At 58.1% G+C, this 15,879-nt stretch carries 16 protein-coding genes; 8 read left to right on the plus strand and 8 right to left on the minus strand.

All coding sequences use genetic code 11. From position 1 onward, the window contains the following. Window position 1: 1 nt before the first annotated feature. The 8 genes from sctR to GWG67_RS33220 are packed head-to-tail and all read right to left on the minus strand — an operon-like array spanning window position 2 to window position 6,286. On the minus strand, window positions 2-667 hold the full coding sequence (sctR, locus tag GWG67_RS33185) for a type III secretion system export apparatus subunit SctR (RefSeq protein WP_275173713.1): 666 nt from the start codon (window positions 665-667) through the stop codon (window positions 2-4). Beyond that, window positions 660-1,772, minus strand: coding sequence for a type III secretion system cytoplasmic ring protein SctQ (gene sctQ / locus GWG67_RS33190; RefSeq protein WP_275173714.1), 1,113 nt, complete (start codon window positions 1,770-1,772; stop codon window positions 660-662). The genes sctR and sctQ overlap by 8 nt, the downstream gene beginning before the upstream one ends. Then, window positions 1,772-2,308 (minus strand): hypothetical protein, encoded by a 537-nt coding sequence (locus GWG67_RS33195; RefSeq protein ID WP_275173715.1) that lies wholly within the window; start codon window positions 2,306-2,308, stop codon window positions 1,772-1,774. Before GWG67_RS33195 ends, sctQ begins: the two co-directional genes overlap by 1 nt. Then, window positions 2,284-3,639: a type III secretion system ATPase SctN gene (gene sctN / locus GWG67_RS33200; RefSeq protein WP_275173716.1), complete on the minus strand. Its 1,356-nt coding sequence runs from the start codon at window positions 3,637-3,639 to the stop codon at window positions 2,284-2,286. Before sctN ends, GWG67_RS33195 begins: the two co-directional genes overlap by 25 nt. Next, window positions 3,636-4,259: a type III secretion system stator protein SctL gene (sctL, locus tag GWG67_RS33205; RefSeq protein WP_275173717.1), complete on the minus strand. Its 624-nt coding sequence runs from the start codon at window positions 4,257-4,259 to the stop codon at window positions 3,636-3,638. Before sctL ends, sctN begins: the two co-directional genes overlap by 4 nt. Continuing rightward, window positions 4,256-4,876, minus strand: coding sequence for a nodulation protein NolU (locus GWG67_RS33210; protein ID WP_275173744.1), 621 nt, complete (start codon window positions 4,874-4,876; stop codon window positions 4,256-4,258). Before GWG67_RS33210 ends, sctL begins: the two co-directional genes overlap by 4 nt. 39 nt (window positions 4,877-4,915) lie before the next feature. Continuing rightward, window positions 4,916-5,767: a type III secretion system inner membrane ring lipoprotein SctJ gene (gene sctJ, locus GWG67_RS33215; RefSeq protein ID WP_275173718.1), complete on the minus strand. Its 852-nt coding sequence runs from the start codon at window positions 5,765-5,767 to the stop codon at window positions 4,916-4,918. Window positions 5,768-5,776: 9 nt separating this feature from the next. Next, window positions 5,777-6,286, minus strand: a complete 510-nt coding sequence (locus GWG67_RS33220; protein WP_275173719.1) for a nodulation protein NolB — start codon at window positions 6,284-6,286, stop codon at window positions 5,777-5,779. Between the two features lie 236 nt (window positions 6,287-6,522). Between GWG67_RS33220 and GWG67_RS33225 the strand changes: the two genes are divergently transcribed. From GWG67_RS33225 to GWG67_RS33260, 8 genes are all read left to right on the plus strand, one after another. Further along, window positions 6,523-7,155 carry a nodulation protein NolW gene (locus GWG67_RS33225; protein WP_275173720.1) on the plus strand — a complete coding sequence of 211 codons (633 nt, stop codon included), beginning with the start codon at window positions 6,523-6,525 and terminating at the stop codon, window positions 7,153-7,155. Between the two features lie 552 nt (window positions 7,156-7,707). After that, window positions 7,708-9,480, plus strand: coding sequence for an HrpF/NolX family T3SS translocon protein (locus GWG67_RS33230; protein WP_275173745.1), 1,773 nt, complete (start codon window positions 7,708-7,710; stop codon window positions 9,478-9,480). A gap of 1,294 nt (window positions 9,481-10,774) precedes the next feature. Next, window positions 10,775-11,008: a hypothetical protein gene (locus tag GWG67_RS33235; RefSeq protein ID WP_275173721.1), complete on the plus strand. Its 234-nt coding sequence runs from the start codon at window positions 10,775-10,777 to the stop codon at window positions 11,006-11,008. Between the two features lie 114 nt (window positions 11,009-11,122). Continuing rightward, window positions 11,123-12,019, plus strand: coding sequence for an EscD/YscD/HrpQ family type III secretion system periplasmic domain-containing protein (locus GWG67_RS33240; RefSeq protein WP_275173722.1), 897 nt, complete (start codon window positions 11,123-11,125; stop codon window positions 12,017-12,019). A gap of 33 nt (window positions 12,020-12,052) precedes the next feature. Further along, complete coding sequence (locus GWG67_RS33245) at window positions 12,053-12,592, plus strand: hypothetical protein (protein ID WP_275173723.1); 540 nt, start codon at window positions 12,053-12,055, stop codon at window positions 12,590-12,592. 2 nt (window positions 12,593-12,594) lie between these two features. Next, the gene (locus GWG67_RS33250) at window positions 12,595-13,023 is read left to right on the plus strand and encodes a histidine kinase (protein ID WP_275173724.1); all 429 of its coding nucleotides are present in this window, start codon (window positions 12,595-12,597) and stop codon (window positions 13,021-13,023) included. A gap of 9 nt (window positions 13,024-13,032) precedes the next feature. Then, a complete protein-coding gene (sctV, locus tag GWG67_RS33255; RefSeq protein ID WP_275173725.1) occupies window positions 13,033-15,165 on the plus strand; it encodes a type III secretion system export apparatus subunit SctV in 2,133 nt (710 codons plus the stop codon). A gap of 85 nt (window positions 15,166-15,250) precedes the next feature. Continuing rightward, complete coding sequence (locus tag GWG67_RS33260) at window positions 15,251-15,766, plus strand: tetratricopeptide repeat protein (protein ID WP_275173726.1); 516 nt, start codon at window positions 15,251-15,253, stop codon at window positions 15,764-15,766. Window positions 15,767-15,879 lie beyond the last annotated feature (113 nt).

The following is a 15,879-nucleotide window of genomic DNA, read 5'->3' on the forward strand; positions in this document are numbered from 1 at the left end:
CTTAAGCTCCTGGCGTTGCGTAACTTAAGACTAATCCGTGCATGAGCAGCGACCAGCCATCGATCGTGACGAATAGAAAGAGCTTGAAAGGAACAGATATTAGTGTTGGTGAGACCATGGACATGCCCATGGCCATCAAGATCGTCGTTACAATCAGATCGATCGTGATGAATGGAAGATACAGAAGGAAGCCGATTTCAAACGCACGCTTTAACTCCGAGATCAGAAACGAGGGTACAAGAATAGCAAAATCATTAGCCGTAACGTTGCCGCGCATCTCCTCAGACCAGACCCGTTCTGTCGACGACAGGAAGAATGTACGCTGCTCCTCGTTGGTGAATTTCTTCAGATGAGCGCGTAGTGGTTCGCTGCCTTCCTTGGCGGCGGTCACCCAGTCATCGAGCGTTTCGTAGCGAAGTTGCCGCTCGGTGACGCGGTTGTAGGTCTGCTCAAACACTGGCGCGCTAATGAATACGGTTAGGATCAATGCAGCGCCGTACAGAACGATGTTCGGGGGTATGGATTGGGTGCCGAGCGCGTTGCGGACCAGGAAGAGAACGACGGAAACCTTTATGAACGCCGTTGTTGTGACGACTGCCAAAGCCAGAAGGCCGAGGCCCACCGTGACCGCAAGAAGCGCAACGATACTTGGTGGGAAGTCAATCATTGACCGCCAACCTGCCACGCAACCTGATGGCCAGTTCTTCACAGACCCGAACGACGTCGCCGCAGCCGATCAATTGGCCATTGGCAAGAATGTCGACCGGGCTGTCAAAGCGGCGACCAAGTTCGAACACATGCCCTTCGTTGATGCTTCTCAACGTGCCCAACGGGATAGACCAGCGGCCGCATTCGAACACAAGCGTGATCTCAACGCTGTCGATGTCGGCTTCTGAGGGAGGGATCAGTTGCTGCGCTTGGCGTTTTGTCATCATATGTGCACGCTTTAGAGGGTGGGGTTGCAGGCGGAACGGCCCCCGCAGGACCAGTGTGTCACCGGTGACCTGTGCCGGAGCCCATAACCTGTCCGCTGTGAGGATGACCTCGCCGCCGGCAAGAGGAATGACGTCCGGCAACAGTGCGTCGCCCGCCTGTGCTTGACGAATCAGTGCGATGGACACGCGCACCGAGCCAATCTCCGTTGCAATAACGACAGGCAATTCCGGAGAAAGCACGCGCGTCTCGCGCGGCAATTGGCGGACCAGCTCGCCTAAGATTCGGAACGCGGACGGAACCGGACCGTCCAGGGACGGGAATAGGAATAGGCGAGCCTTGCCCGCGAGCGGCCCGTGGGCGATCTCGAGTTCCAGATAAGGGCCGTGCGCGCTTGCTTCGTCGATGCGGGCAAGTTGCAGATCCCGCGCTAGCAGCGCCTCCAGTGGACAGAGCAAGGATTCGAGCGCAAGTTCGAGAAGGAGCGAACGGGTAGGCTCGGAAGGTAAAGTGAGGCCAGGCTGCACCGTCGAAATCAGGGTCTCCAAAAGCGGGCGGGGCAAGGATAGTACAGCCGTTTCAGCTCCGACGCGAAATACGCAGTCAAGCATGGCCAGGGCAGACGGCTCCGCCTGCCACACAAGCCGGTTCATACGGATGGATAGCGGCTTTTCGCCAAGGCGGCTCCGCAGAACGATGCGCGGCGCGGCGATCTCATTAAGCCACAAGACCACGCCATGGGACAGGAGTAGAGACGGCTCGAACTCTGCAAGTCCACCCGGGGTATTTGCCGAAGTGATTTCTATACGACCACATTGTCGCGCCAGAGAGCCAGCCATCAAATTGAAACGCCTACCGCTTGGCCATGCGAAGCACCCTGATACCGGACCAGCTGATCATCGTCCGTTTCGATTTCGGTTACGAACTCCAGACGAGCATCGGTCGTGCGCTGAACATCGCCCTCGATCTGTCGCCATTTGTGGCTCGCCGCCGCACGCTTGGCCCAGAGAGCGCGGGCCTCAACAACCGCCGTCTGGGCCTGCTCTTGAGCGATGCGCGCCTGCTCAAGCGCCTCCCGCCTCGATGCGATCTCGGCTGTGAGCCGTCCAATGACCCGATGGCAGCGACGGTCGAGTTCCGTGACGGACATCGCACTGAGAGATGCCATTTCCTGGTAGAGTTGATCTTCGACGCTTACGCGGTGTTTCTCGGCGCTTGCAAGATCGCTGGAAGCTCGCTCCACGGCTTCAAACGCAATGCGGCGCTTGTCTTCAATCTTGGACAGCTCACGAAGCACGCTTCGCTCTCTTATGTCCTTTACGAATCGTAATTTCGACGCTTCGACCGGTTTCAGGCCGTCAAACGCGACATCCATGTCACGGTCTCCTCAAAATTGGAAGGCTCGTCCTGGCCCTGGCACAAGAATTTCCGCAACTGCTCGATCGAGGCGATTGCCCGGTCAGTTAGCGGATCGCTACCCGGCTTGTATTCACCGATCTTGATCAAGAACTCCGCCTCATTGTAGCGCGAGAGCAGTTCACGGAAGAAGGATGCCGCCTTTCGATGTGCCTCAGAGACGACCGCATCCATAACGCGACTTCGACTCGACAGCACGTCGATGGCAGGAAAATGTTCACGCGACGCGAGCGCGCGTGAAAGAATGATATGACCATCGAGAATACCGCGAGATTCTTCGGCGATTGGATCGCCCGTGCCATCACCTTCGACAAGCACGGTATAGAACGCCGTGATCGAGCCGTGCTCGCCCATACCGGCGCGCTCCAATAGACCAGGCAGAAGCGCAAATACGGAGGGAGGAAATCCGCGCCGCGTCGGAGGTTCTCCTGCGGCAAGGCCTATTTCGCGCATTGCGCGGCTAAAGCGCGTCAATGAATCCATGATCAGTACGACGCGCAGGCCTTGATCACGAAAGTACTCCGCGAGTGTAGTCGCCATATGAGCACATTGCACCCGCTCCATTGCCGAGCGGTCGGAGGTCTCGACGACCACGATCGTACGAACGAGAGCCTCTCCGATATGACGCTCGATGAATTCACGTACCTCACGTCCACGCTCTCCCACAAGCGCAACGACGGTCACGTCGGCGGCCGCGCCCCTTACAATTTGCGACATCAGGGTCGACTTGCCGCAACCGGCATCTCCATAGATTCCGATCCGCTGGCCTTCGCCGCACGTCAGAAGTCCATCCAGCACGCGAACGCTGAGCGGAAACGGCCGCTCGATGCCACGCCGCCTCATTGGATTGGGCGCCCTGCCGCGGAGCGGGCGAGTGTGGGCCGCCTTTATTGGCCCCTTGCCGTCGAGCGGACGGCCGGCACTGTCAATCACGCGGCCAAGCAAATCGGGTCCAACTGAAACTTCACGGATTCGCCCGGTCGGAACCACTTCCGCGCGGTTAGACAGGCCTGTCGTTTCGCCGATAGGCGTCAGCAACACCCCGTTCGGCAGCAGACCGATGACCTCAGCCTCAAGTGACCATCCAGTGCCATGATCCTGCAACACACAAAGTTCCCCAACACGTGCCCCTGGCAATACGGCATGAAGCAACGTGCCGATCGCCCGTGTGATCCGTCCGCGCACCGCGCGCGTATCGATCTGCTTTGCTGTAGATTTCACAGATGACAACTCGGCGCGCACAGCCGCTTCGACAAGCCCATCATCATAGGATCGTCGTAGCGTGGTCACGGCTCGCGTTCCTGAGAAGACGGGGCAAGGCCAACACGTAAGATACGCAGCTGCGCGGCAAGCCCTAGATCGACATTGCCAAACTCGCTCCACAAAACGCATTGATCCGGCATCAGAGCCGGGTCCGGGTCAATTGTAAGTTTCGGCCGACCATTCCTTCCGTCAAACGCTGCGAACTCGCGGATCAGTGCATCGCCGTTCACAGGCGACACATGAAGACATACTTCCGCACTGCCATATGTTCGATCGATCGCATGACGAACCGTCCTCACCAAGATCTCGCCGGGATCGAAGGAGCCCAGCACGTCGTCCATGATATCGAGGACGAGCTGCGGCAACTCATGTTCTAGAACAGCTTTTCGGCGTGCCAGCTCGCAAGTAGCCCGGGCAATCAGCTGCGCCATTTCGTCCGAACCTGTCTTCAGACCCTCGGAGTGGCCACGCGCCCGCTCGCGCTCATAGGCTTTTCTCGCCCAGCTGCGAACCTGGCGCAGATACCGCTCCGCCAGCGCCCGGGTCTTTAGCGCATCGGACCAGATCCCAAGTTCCGCGGCTGGTATAAGTGGGCCGACCGGACGAATCTGCGGGTCTGTTGGCAATGCTTGATCGTTGTCGGTCATGCCGTTGGTGCCTCCGTGGCCAGATGGGCCATCACCAAAGACAGCAATTGGCCTGCCGCCCTGTGGTGTTCGGTGGCTGGAGCTTCCGCGGCCGTCCCCACAGGTAAGCGGAGAAGAACGCGAGTACGGTCAAGCTCTGAAGCTTCATCGAGCCAAGCACCAAGACAGGCATATCCGTCACGTTCAATTCCTTGCGAAAGTCGTTCCGGATCGAGAATCGATGTAGTTGCGACTGCGCTGGACAAGTTTCGGATAGCGAAAGCATGTGCTTCCGCACCGACATTTCCGATCAGAGTTTCCAGATCACGCCTTGACACCAGCTTCAGCAATGAACGGGCATGCCAAACACTGCCAGCGAGCAGCGCGGCGCGATGCGGATCATGGCCGAGCAGAACGTCCCTGCCCCAGTTGCTTCCGTTCCAGGCCCCTTCATTGCCCACCGCCAATTCGGCCAGTCTTTCCTGAAGCCTGACACTCCTCTGCAACCGCAGCACCGTGGGCGTTGACAGCAGCGCATCAAGACGGGCGGCGAAACGGCTCGGATGCATCGCCGCAGCAAGCTCGCGCAGGCGATCGGAATGCGGACGAGTTGAATGATTTGGCTCGTTGGATGGCATCGACACCGACGCTGCATTCCGTCCATTTGGCATCAGAGCTCAATTCTTTGCCGACGGCTTAGGCCGCGGGTACATGGTCGAAGATCCGCCGAGATTTCCAAGTTTCCGCGATGATCGACCGAACTGACGCATCCGTGTGCTCAGCAACATGTAAGATAGAACACCCAGTGCGGCACCCGCACCTCCGACCCCGATCGCAAACAAGAGGGTCGACATCAACTTGGCCGGTTGAGCCGAAGCAGCTGCTGACGCTGACGACAGCTCATGCTGAGCCCGCTCAACCGACACGAACACGACCGCCACCTTGTCATACGATAGCCCTTCGATGCTGTTGGCGACGAGCATCTTGATCTGCGGTAGCAAGGCTGACAGCCTCACATTGGAGCCATGTCGGATGAAAACCGACGCCGAGGACGGGGTTGCATCTTGTCGCAAAAGGTCATTCTTCGGCAGAACAACATGGACACGGGCGGAGAGTACCCCATCGATATCGTTGATCGTGCGCGACAACTCTTCACTTAGGGCGTAAACGTACCGGGCGCGCTCTTCAACCGGAGAGGCAACAAGACCAGATCCCTTGAACACTTCCCCGAGGTTCTTGAAAGTCTGGCGCGGAAAGCCCTCGCCATTCAGCAGGTCGATCGAGAAGGCTAGCTGCTTTTCTTCCACCTGAATCACGCTGGTCCCATCCTTGGCGACAATGCGGACGGCATCGACACCCTTTCTGAGGAGAAGCGCAAGCATTTCGTTGGCTTCACGCTCTTGCACCTTGGTGTAGACATCTACCTTGCAACCCGCCAGGGAGAGCAAAACCGGCAACGCCACAAGAATGCGAAACCGCCTTCCCGCGCTCGCGCGGCGACCGATCTTCCTATGCGGTAAAACGCTCATCGATGTCTGTCAGCCTGCCGAGAGCAGCTTGTTCAGAGACGAGCTGGCAGCGCCAGTGCACTTGGAGATGAGCGAAACCAGGGTGACGCTATTGTAAACATCCCGCAGATTCGCCAATGTCGATTCGAAATGGTCTGCACCTTCCAGGTTTCCGACCGGGTGCACCTCGAATTCGTGGGAGCGCAAGATGGGCTGCGCTGCCGGTCCAAGCTGGAGGCTATTCACAGGAGTCGGCTCGCCGCCGACCGCCGAAGGAACCGAAGGAACTATGCCTCGATGCGTTGCAGCAAGATTTCGAAGGATGCGATCGCCAAGGGGGCTTACCTGCGTGGCTGCCCGCTGAACCTCCGACACTGGCGGAGCCAACGCGCTATCGATCATCGAAGAGGCGGCATCTCGATTTGAACCCACCTGCGCGAGACTCTCGTGAAACTGAGCGCGCGTCGATGAACAAGCCTCGGATAGACATTCGAGCGGACTGGCGGAGATCGGCGTAACGCCAAGCATCATGGACGACATCGTTGCTCTCGCGTCATGAGATAGATTAGCCGTTCGACACCGTGAACGGCTCAGCACCCCTAGCGAAGCGAGCTGACCAGAAGCTGACGAGTATCAGGAGCGCCGTCATCTAAAGATCACGCCTGGCCTCGCATTTGGGACGAATTCTCCGCCTCCACCTTTGTGACGAATTTCGGTGCTTGTTCGCTGGCGCAAGACTACTAGGAGTGCTCATCAGAGTCAGGAGGCTGCCCATCTTGAAGAACCTCTTATGTATCGGAGCTTTTATTCTCCTGGGGCTCGTTAGAGCGCTCGGCGCTCCCCTGCCGCTGCCATCGACGCCTTATAGCTACACGGTTCTGGACCAGGACCTTGCGGCCGCACTGCAGGAGTTTGGAAACAATTTAGATATCCGAATCAATGTTAGCACAGAGGTAAAGGGGCGGATTCGTGGGCGAATGCCGGATCTCGCGCCGCGAGAATTCCTCGAACGCTTAAGCAAGCTCTACAATCTTCAATGGTACTACGATGGACTGGTGCTTTATGTGTCTGATGCGCACGAGGCGCAAAGCCGCTTGCTCGTCCTGACTCCAATCACCTTCGAAGCATTCAAGGCGGCACTCGATGCTCTCAACATCTCGGATGAGCGCTATTTTGTGAGACCTGCAGCAGGAGATGGCCCAGTCTTCGTTTCTGGTCCGCCTCGGTTTATCGCGCTTGTGGACCAAACGCTCAAAAGCCTGCTGGCAGAGGCACAGGCGCAGCTAAGCCCTACGATTGTCGAAAGGCCGCCGCAGCAATCGGTTTTGATGTTGTTTCGGGGGTCGTCGAGCATGGTCATTCGTGATGGACGAGCGGACAGCGCTCTTTTGCCCGAGGCGTCGCATTAACACAGCGCGGTTCACGCGCCTGGTCCAGCCCGGAGATGAGTTGATGCAGCGAGTGGCTTCCAGCAACTCAAGACGGTCTCTGTGTGCGCGCTATCAGCTTTCGAGAGGCAATGCCGCCAGCTTGAATGCGACTTGCTGGACCGGGATTCCGCGGAGCGTCGCGATCGACGTACAGGTCAGGCCACGGACGCACGAAGCCGAGGCGGACCCGAGTCGTTAATTGGAACGCGGTCGAACGCAAGAAGCTAGCGCCAAACATGTCTTGAGAATGCACCACAGCTTTCGGAAGGGCGTCTTTCATGACTCATCCCGAGTTCTTGCGGACCGTCAGCTTCTCGACAGCCAATCCCTTGTACCATAGGAGCGTAAAAATCTAGCCGGCGATGCGCCGATAGATTTGTTGCGGAACTGAGCGCTGGGGACGCACTAAGCAACCGGACGCACCTGACAGGAGCCGTTGAGCTCCGCGTAGCATTGCGTCTTGCTCGTTGTGTCACGCACTCGGCTGCGCCACATGATCAACTTGTGGCGCAATCTCACACCAATGGATGTATATCAGTGAACAACCTATTGCTAAATGCCAATCCAACCGGGGCCTTGTCCGGGCTTGCTCCGGGGCTCTCGTCGCTGCCGGAGCATTCAAGCTTCGAGGCGGTGCTGGCCAGCTACTCCTTGAAGGACGCGATAGGCCATCATTCGGAGCCGCCAGATTCCGACAAGCAACTGATGGAGGAGCTCGTGCAGGAGGCGCTGCATATCCTGCCTCCGACTCTCACCGTTGCATTGGACGCACCTGCGCAGACCACGGAGTCATCCTCTGTTGCGAGCCCCAGTGTTGCAACGGCGCCTGTACCCAGCTCAAGGATCACGTGGAACGGCGGCACCTTGACCAACGCCGATTTGCAGATTGTGTCGGTGCTGAACCGTCACAAAGACAAATGCCCGCTCGATTGGGAGTCCCTTTCAGATTTGGCCAACGATCCCTCCACGCCGCCGGATCTGAAGACGGCGATCGGGGCATTGCAGCAGGATCCGGAGCTCTTCTATGCAATAGGCTCGCAAGGCGACGGCCACTGCGGCGGAAAGATCAAGGCAGGTGATCTCTCGGACTTTTCACACCATCATGCACAGGTTGCCACATTCCAGGAGCAGCAGGCGCACAGCTACCAGCAAAACTACATTCCATCCGACGGCACCGGGGACGGCCAGCCGTCAAATATGACCGAGAGTGATGCATTGCGCGAGCTCTATCGGTATTCCGACAGTCTGCCCAAGAACCTCAGCCTCGCCGATTTTAAGCAGATTGTCGATGGCGAGGCAAAAGCCGGAAAATGCCCGCCGCAGGTTCTCGCGGCCGCTCAATACTTTCTCAGCTACCCTGATGAATGGAAACAGTTGTACGGTGGCTCGATAGATAAGGTCCACAAAGAGGACTTCCTGCAGGTTGCGTCATCATCGATGAATCTCACGCAAATCGAGCTGGATACGCTGGACACGATCAATACAAATCAAGGCGCTTTTTTCGGGATGGGCGACCTGACTCAGGACAAGCTAGCGAGCATGGCCGATGACGACAGTCTAGCCCCCGACGTGCGACAGGCTGCCTCCCAGTTGCTCCCGGATCCCCTGTTGTTCGGGTTGATGAATAATTCGATCACAGGCTACAAGGTCCACCATCAATTCTTCGACTTCGGCGGAGGCCATACGGTCGATTCCGGCAATATCAGCAATAACGACTTCACTCACTTCTTCGACAACATGTCGACTGCGAACCGCACCGCGCATCAATTGAAGACGCACATCGCCCAAACGGCCGGCGAGCAGTCCGCTGCCGCGGACATGATGATGGGCGTCGCTGATCAGCCCGAAATCAAGTCTCCTAAGAAAAACGGCGGCGCTTTCATGCATGTCGTTGACGACGTGCTCAAGATTGTCCCGAAGGTGCTCGACTGGGCTGCAACCGGAGTTGGTTTACTCAGCTTTATTCCAGGCCTTGGCGAATTGGCCGATCTCGCGTCAATGGTGCTCGAGAGCGAGGCGCAAGCAGCAACTCTTCTTCACACTGCCATTACCGGTGGCAACATCAAGCTAGCGTTGGAAGAAGCGGGCATCAGTCTTGCGTCGCAGGCGGTGGGCTGCCTCGGCGGCCCCGAGGTCAAGCTAGCCATGCGCGAAGGCTTAATGAAGCAGGCAATTCAAGAAGCCACGACGGCTGGCATCAATCTGCCGGTTTCGATCGCACAGTCCCACGCGGAAAATTACTTGAACCAGCTGAAGGAACGGATTGAGTCCGAGCGCATGCAAGCTGTGGGCGCCAACAGCTAGTTGGAACGACGCGCCGCCTCAGACCGTGCTGTAAGCTATGCGCACTTGTGGGCCCTCCGATTGGCCGGCCGCCACCTACCGATCATCAGTAGGACCAGCAAGCTTTGCCTGCACGTTCGAATCCGCCGCCCGCACGCAGACACTTTGTCGTGTCGAACTTCGGCCCACGATGTGGGCAGAAGGGTCCGATACACGATCAGCCTCAGTTTCATTTCGCGGTTGCGAAAGTTGCATAGGCCGGCATCTGGCTCCAATCGGACAGGCCGAAGTTATCGACGCTTTATCTCCCACGAGAAAGCCGGATCGACATCGACGAGAATGGCAGGCTTACAAATGGGAGCCGGGGGCACATTAGGTCGCTAGTGCAGAGCTGGGAGGCGCCGAGCGCCGCCGCGCGAGGCGTAGGCGTCCGCCCGCGCCGCGAAGTGGGATTGACCGCGTCGCCCTAAGGCGTAGCAGGGCTGAGGGATCGCTGTTCGTGGCCGGCTCGTCTGAGCACTGAATACTTTAGGGTCGTATCTGATGGGATCGAGGCATCACCGCCGCCCGAGGAGAAGCAATCGCCAAAGAAGTGACGTGTCGCAGGCGAGCTATTCCAGCGCCTCGGTCTCAGCGCGTTGGCTTCTTCGGTCCCGGTGCTGCGAGTCCGCTCGTTGAAGCTCTACCTTATGAAGAAACAGAGCGCGGGATCGATCGCTACCCGGAAAGCATGGCTTTCCTTCACAAGTCATCTGGCCCCGAGTGTCCGCCAGGGCACTGCTCAGATACGATTGTTGATACGGAGCACCCAAGGAGACGAATTCCCATCGACTTATTGCATCCTCCAAGTCTCGTCAGGTTATCGAAAGCTACTGCTGGCACAATGACGATGTGGAGATTGCCTTCATCGGCATGATCGAAATTAAGATAGGAGAACGCGATGCGCATTCCGTCAAGCGCCGCTGTGCACGTTGATACCAATCTCCGTGCGGCCCGCGGCGACAAAAGCAACTCGCGCATGCCCGGCACGCATGAGAATGATGGTGCGCCACGTGCACATGATGATGGTCGATCGTCTGGTACAACCAGCCCTGCAAATGGCGCGTCCAGTCCGGACGATAACTCGCAAGATGCGCGTTTGCAGCAAGCGTTCACAGCTGCTCTCGGATCCGTCGGTCTCCAACTTGTAAATAGTGCGTCAGCGAACTTCGACGAAGCCATCGCGGAGACAGAGCAGGATTCCTGATGTTGGACTTACGGCGTCAGGATATAGGAGCCGCTAAAGTGGCAATATTCGAAAACTAGGAGAAATAGTATGACTGGCAAGACAAGTGCGACTAACACCTCGACCGCAGGCGGCGCGGCTGGTGCGGCTCTCGCTGGAGGAGCTGACGCGATCACTCAGGTCGGGGCACAGGCAGCGTTCGACAAGCAACTCGCCGCTCTGACTGCCGTTAGCACCCAGGCGGCCGAGAGGGATGTTCAGCTTCGCACGCTTACAACGTCGCTTTCGACGATCAAGAAGGTGGCTGATGAGCGGGTGCAGTAACGGACAAGTTGGACGACATCGTCGCCCCACTTTTCGGGTGTGAATTGTCATCGAACTCGAAATCAGCCGTACGGCATTGCCGTACGGCTGCTCTCGCTGTTAAGGAGACCGATTGTGCATGAACCGGACTGCCTGCATTTCGAAGTGCTATCGGGTCTTTATTCCGGGCTGACTGGCAAGGCAGGGCCTGGATCGAGCCTTATTGGCAGTGGCTTCGATGCCGATTTCGTCTTCATCGAACAAGGTCTCGAACGGCAACACCTTCGCATCACCCCACATTGCGATTCGATTCAGATCGAGGCCCTAGCCAGTCAAATCCGCGTCGAAGGTCACGAGACAATTTCCTCAAACGAGCGCGTTGTTGTTGCCCTCCCAGCCGTTATTCATGCGGGCACAATGTCCATTCGCTGGTCGATCGAGGGCTCCAAACAAGCTGGCTTTCTCGACGGCTGGCGTGTATCGATTGCCGCACTTGCGATTGTCCTCATAAGCTCTGTGGCGATCGGCACAGCCTCAACTCTTTTCGTCCACGCCGACACCGCTGCGGTCCTCAGCACCGATTCGCCCCCGGCCGTAGAGGTTGCGCCCAAACCGGCGCTCAGCGCTCCTGATGCTCTAACGACCGATGCAGCTGCCAAACGGCTGCAAGAGGAGGTTGATAGAGCGGGTCTTCTCAACATCAAAGTCGGTTCTGGGCCGGATGTTGTCACCGTTCACGGCACCATTACGCCCGCCTCTGTTGCAAAATGGCAGGACGTCCAGCAACGGTTCGATCACCATAGTAGTGGTGGCGCTTATACGCTCCTCAACACAGTAGCGGTCAAGGAAGAGAAGATGCCCTCCTCAATTGCCGTTCAGGCTGTATGGCGCGGAACGGATCCTTATCTCGTCATTGGCGACCAAAAGTACTTCTTGGGCGCGCTGTTGAATAATGGATGGACCGTCGTTCGGATCGAGGAGGGACGCGTGCTGCTGAGCCGGAATGGCCGGCTTGCTGCCCTCCCCTACTAGAGTTTCACCCTCGCAGGTCAGAAGGAATTTATCATGACTAGGCTGCCCCGGCATTCTGTAGAGCCTCGCACCTCCTTTCAGAGGATCGACCTCGGCGATCATACACCTACCGTTCAGCCGACCATCTCTCAAGCCGATGGCATCGCGATCGAGGCGGCGCAAGTAGATGATGGCAAGAGGCACGCGCCACCTTTTCGGGATAGGCCGTCGCAGGAACTGCCGGTTGGGGCCACAATCGAGGCTGCGGTGGAGATCGACTCTGTCGATCCAGTCTCGCGCGTCACTTTCGACAAGACGCGCAGCCAAGTAGGTGAGACCGCGCCATGTTCAGAACTGGCTCGGTTGAATGGCCCCAATCTCGCAGGCAACCTGCTCTCGTTCGTCACGCCGCACTTACGTCATTGGGACGTTCTGCGTGCAGACAAACATGGCCGTCTTCTCGAAACTCTGGCTGTTGCGCTGTCGGCGGCGCCAGAGGATTCGGTGTCACGTGAAGGGATCGGTGTGCTGCAGCACGAGCTGCGGCGGCTAGTTCTGCTCCGGCAGAATCAGAACGGCTTAATCAAAGGCTAGCAATGGCCGACGTTGACCGAGGGCAACACCTCACGCGCATTCCACTGCCAAACGTGTCCAAAGACCGTGAGGTGCCGCTGATCTCTGAACAGGCGCTTGAGTTGCTCTGCGCGCTTTCCTATGTCCACCTTGCTTGCGGGAACAGCGCAGAAAGCTTGGCTCTGCTGCGATTCGTAGCTCACGAACGCTCTCAGAACGTCGACCTGCTGCGCATTCTGGCCTACGCTCTGGTCGCAGAGGGCAGCGGCCATGAAGCACTGGCGGTATTGGATAGGCTGGACACTTTTGACGGCCAGCCGTTTTCGCGCCTGCCTCTGATGCTCTTGCGCAGTCACGCCCTGCGCAAGAGTGGCAACATTGCTGAGGCCCGAGCCACCTTTGCGCGCTATGTTTCGTTGCGGGGCAGCGCAGCCCGGTTCGAACAACAATAGGGGCTGCTCATGGCCAACGTCCTACGCAACCTTATTGCGCGCGCGCCGGCCCATCCGGACTTGATGGTCGCGTTGATTCTGCTTCTAGCGATCGCCCTGATGATCATACCGATCCCGATCGTAGCGATCGACACGCTGATCGGCTTCAACCTTGGCTTGGCCATATTGCTGCTGATGGTCGCCCTGCATCTCAACACGCCAGTCGACTTTTCGTCCTTGCCGGGCGTGATCCTTATCTCTACCGTCTTTCGTCTGGCGCTTACGGTCGCAACGACGCGGCTGATTCTCGCTGAGGGTGATGCCGGTAGCATCATTCACACTTTCGGCGACTTCGTCATATCGGGCAACATCGCCGTCGGAATTGTCATATTCCTAATCGTGACGATGGTGCAGTTCATGGTTCTCGCCAAGGGCGCCGAACGGGTCGCAGAGGTGTCGGCGCGCTTCACACTTGATGCGCTTCCCGGCAAGCAGATGGCGATCGACGCGGAGCTGCGCAACGGCCACATCGATCAGCACGAAGCCCGCAGCCGGCGCGCCGTGCTTGAGCAAGAAAGCCAGCTTCACGGCGCCATGGACGGCGCTATGAAATTCGTCAAAGGCGACGCCATCGCCGGGCTGATAGTCATCTGCATCAATATGCTAGGTGGGATCAGCATCGGCCTGCTTTCCAGGGGAATGTCGCTCGATGAGGCGCTGCATCAATATACGCTGCTGACCATAGGTGATGCGCTAATCTCGCAAATTCCGGCGCTGCTGCTGTCGATCACAGCCGCAACTATCGTCACCCGCGTCAACGGGCCCACCAGGCTCAAACTCGGTGCCGATATCGTCAACCAACTTACAGCGAGCACACAAGCACTACGGCTGGCAGCCTGCGTGTTGCTTGTGATGGGACTCGTGCCCGGTTTCCCCCTGCCTCCATTTGTTATCCTGGCCGCATTCTTTGCCGGCGCGAGCTATTTCAAGGTTGGTACGCAAAGTGGGAAGATAGCCGCCAAAACGGACGCCGGTGTCACCGGTTCGAGCCCGGGCCCAACACAAGCCGAGAAGCAAACCGTCCCTACGGAGGCACTTCCGATCGCCCTATTCCTCGCACCCAATCTGACACATGCAATCGGCAAAGGGGAGCTCGAGCAATGCATCGGACGCGTTTCGGCGCTGGTCTCAGCCGATCTTGGCATCACAATTCCACGCATCCCCGCCCAACTCGATCAGCGCTTAGCTGAGTCGCAATTTAGGGTGGATGTCGAGGGAGTCCCCGTTGAAGCGGATTTCGTTGATCCGGCGCAGCTCATGCTTAACGATGACGTGGCGAACATTGAATTGAGCGGTATCCCGTTTCGGCAGGAGACGGACACAAACCGGATCTGGATCGAACAAGAGCATGCGCCGGCTCTCAAAGCCGCCGGAATAGGGTATCATAGTCCGAGCGAACTCGTCGGCTTACGCGTCCATTCGACATTGACACGGTACGCACAGCGCTTGCTGGGCATTCAGGAAACGCGTCAATTGCTCAACCGGATGGAGCAGGAGTACGCCGATCTGGTGAAGGAGGTGCTACGCACGACGCCGGTTCCCCGGATCGCCGACGTCCTGCGCCGCTTACTGGACGAGGGCATCCCCATTCGCAACACCCGCCTGGTGCTGGAGACGCTGGCCGAATGGAGCGAACGCGAGAAAAGTGTCGTGCTGCTCACCGAATATGTTCGCTCCGGTCTGAGTCGGCAGATCTGCCATCGCTATGCCAATGCCCAGCGTGTCGTGGCCGCCTTTATCATCGAGCGGGAAACTGAGGAGATCGTGCGTGGTGGGCTGCGTGATACCGCTGTCGGCCCCTACCTCGTCTTAGAGGATTCGCAAACAGAGAAGCTGCTTTCCCAATTCCGTCGGATCCATGCAAGCATCGCATCGGGTCAAAGCCGGCCGGTCATTCTGGGTTCAATGGATATCCGGCGTTTCGTCCGCGGTTTTCTCACCCGCAACAGTATTGATCTACCTGTTCTGTCCTACCAGGATCTCGCCTCCGATTTCACGATCCAGCCGGTTGGATCCGTCACACTCACGGAAACCAAGGAGACGGTTCCGTCAGCGGAGCGTCGCGGCCCGGTCGCCGCGGCCGGTCGATGGAGCAGCAGTTGATCGTGGGATGGACCTGATGAGACAACCACAAGCAGGGCAGCAGCTGCGCTCCATTGGCGCGGGCTCGTGCTCTAGGCTCCTCGCAGTGCTCGCTGTTCTGCTGGTCGGCGGTTGCACTAGCTTGAATAAATCAGCTATTGGAGTCGCCGAGGCGCCAGGACCAGAGTTATCAGCTACCAAGGATGTCGATCCTGCCGTGCGTGCGCGCGTTGTGCACGCATTTCACCAGGATGCTGGTGAGGACACTCTGCGCGCTGCTTTGAGCCAACGGCCTGGCAACGTTGATGTTGCGATCCCTCTTGCGCGGGCCTTACTGGCGCGAAAGCACGCGGATGAGGCGCTTCAGATACTGGACAGCGTTTTGATTGCCACACCCGGTGATCTGCGTGCACTGAACGCGAAAGCCGTGGTCCTCGACACCGAGGGACGCCACTCTGAGGCCCAAGCGCTGTATCAACGTGCACTTGCAATGGAGCCAGACAACGAGATGTTGCGCAACAATCTGAACCTTTCGCTCGCACTCAACGGCAAAGCCGGCAGCGGAAACGCCAGTTTGCTTGCGCCGTCCGACGAGGCTCATCCCCAGATAGACTGGAAATAACCAGCGCCTCAGACATGCGCGGGCATCGCTAACCGCCGTGAGCAGGACGTCGGCTGCATCGTCTCCATCCTATTTGCCGAGCACGCGCTGCAGTGCCCTTAGTACGGATCGTC

Origin of the sequence: Bradyrhizobium sp. CSS354 (assembly GCF_029051725.1) — a bacterium.
GTDB lineage: Bacteria > Pseudomonadota > Alphaproteobacteria > Rhizobiales > Xanthobacteraceae > Bradyrhizobium.

What these genes read in the sequence shown, in the direction of transcription:
- sctJ (WP_275173718.1), bottom strand. Translation starts at nt 5,767, where the DNA reads ATGAGCGTTTTACCGCATAGGAAGATCGGTCGCCGCGCGAGCGCGGGA.
- GWG67_RS33235 (WP_275173721.1), top strand. Translation starts at nt 10,775, where the DNA reads ATGACTGGCAAGACAAGTGCGACTAACACCTCGACCGCAGGCGGCGCG.
- GWG67_RS33245 (WP_275173723.1), top strand. Translation starts at nt 12,053, where the DNA reads ATGACTAGGCTGCCCCGGCATTCTGTAGAGCCTCGCACCTCCTTTCAG.
- GWG67_RS33195 (WP_275173715.1), bottom strand. Translation starts at nt 2,308, where the DNA reads ATGGATGTCGCGTTTGACGGCCTGAAACCGGTCGAAGCGTCGAAATTA.
- sctQ (WP_275173714.1), bottom strand. Translation starts at nt 1,772, where the DNA reads ATGGCTGGCTCTCTGGCGCGACAATGTGGTCGTATAGAAATCACTTCG.
- sctV (WP_275173725.1), top strand. Translation starts at nt 13,033, where the DNA reads ATGGCCAACGTCCTACGCAACCTTATTGCGCGCGCGCCGGCCCATCCG.
- GWG67_RS33210 (WP_275173744.1), bottom strand. Translation starts at nt 4,876, where the DNA reads ATGCCATCCAACGAGCCAAATCATTCAACTCGTCCGCATTCCGATCGC.
- sctR (WP_275173713.1), bottom strand. Translation starts at nt 667, where the DNA reads ATGATTGACTTCCCACCAAGTATCGTTGCGCTTCTTGCGGTCACGGTG.
- GWG67_RS33250 (WP_275173724.1), top strand. Translation starts at nt 12,595, where the DNA reads ATGGCCGACGTTGACCGAGGGCAACACCTCACGCGCATTCCACTGCCA.
- sctL (WP_275173717.1), bottom strand. Translation starts at nt 4,259, where the DNA reads ATGACCGACAACGATCAAGCATTGCCAACAGACCCGCAGATTCGTCCG.
- GWG67_RS33220 (WP_275173719.1), bottom strand. Translation starts at nt 6,286, where the DNA reads ATGTCGTCCATGATGCTTGGCGTTACGCCGATCTCCGCCAGTCCGCTC.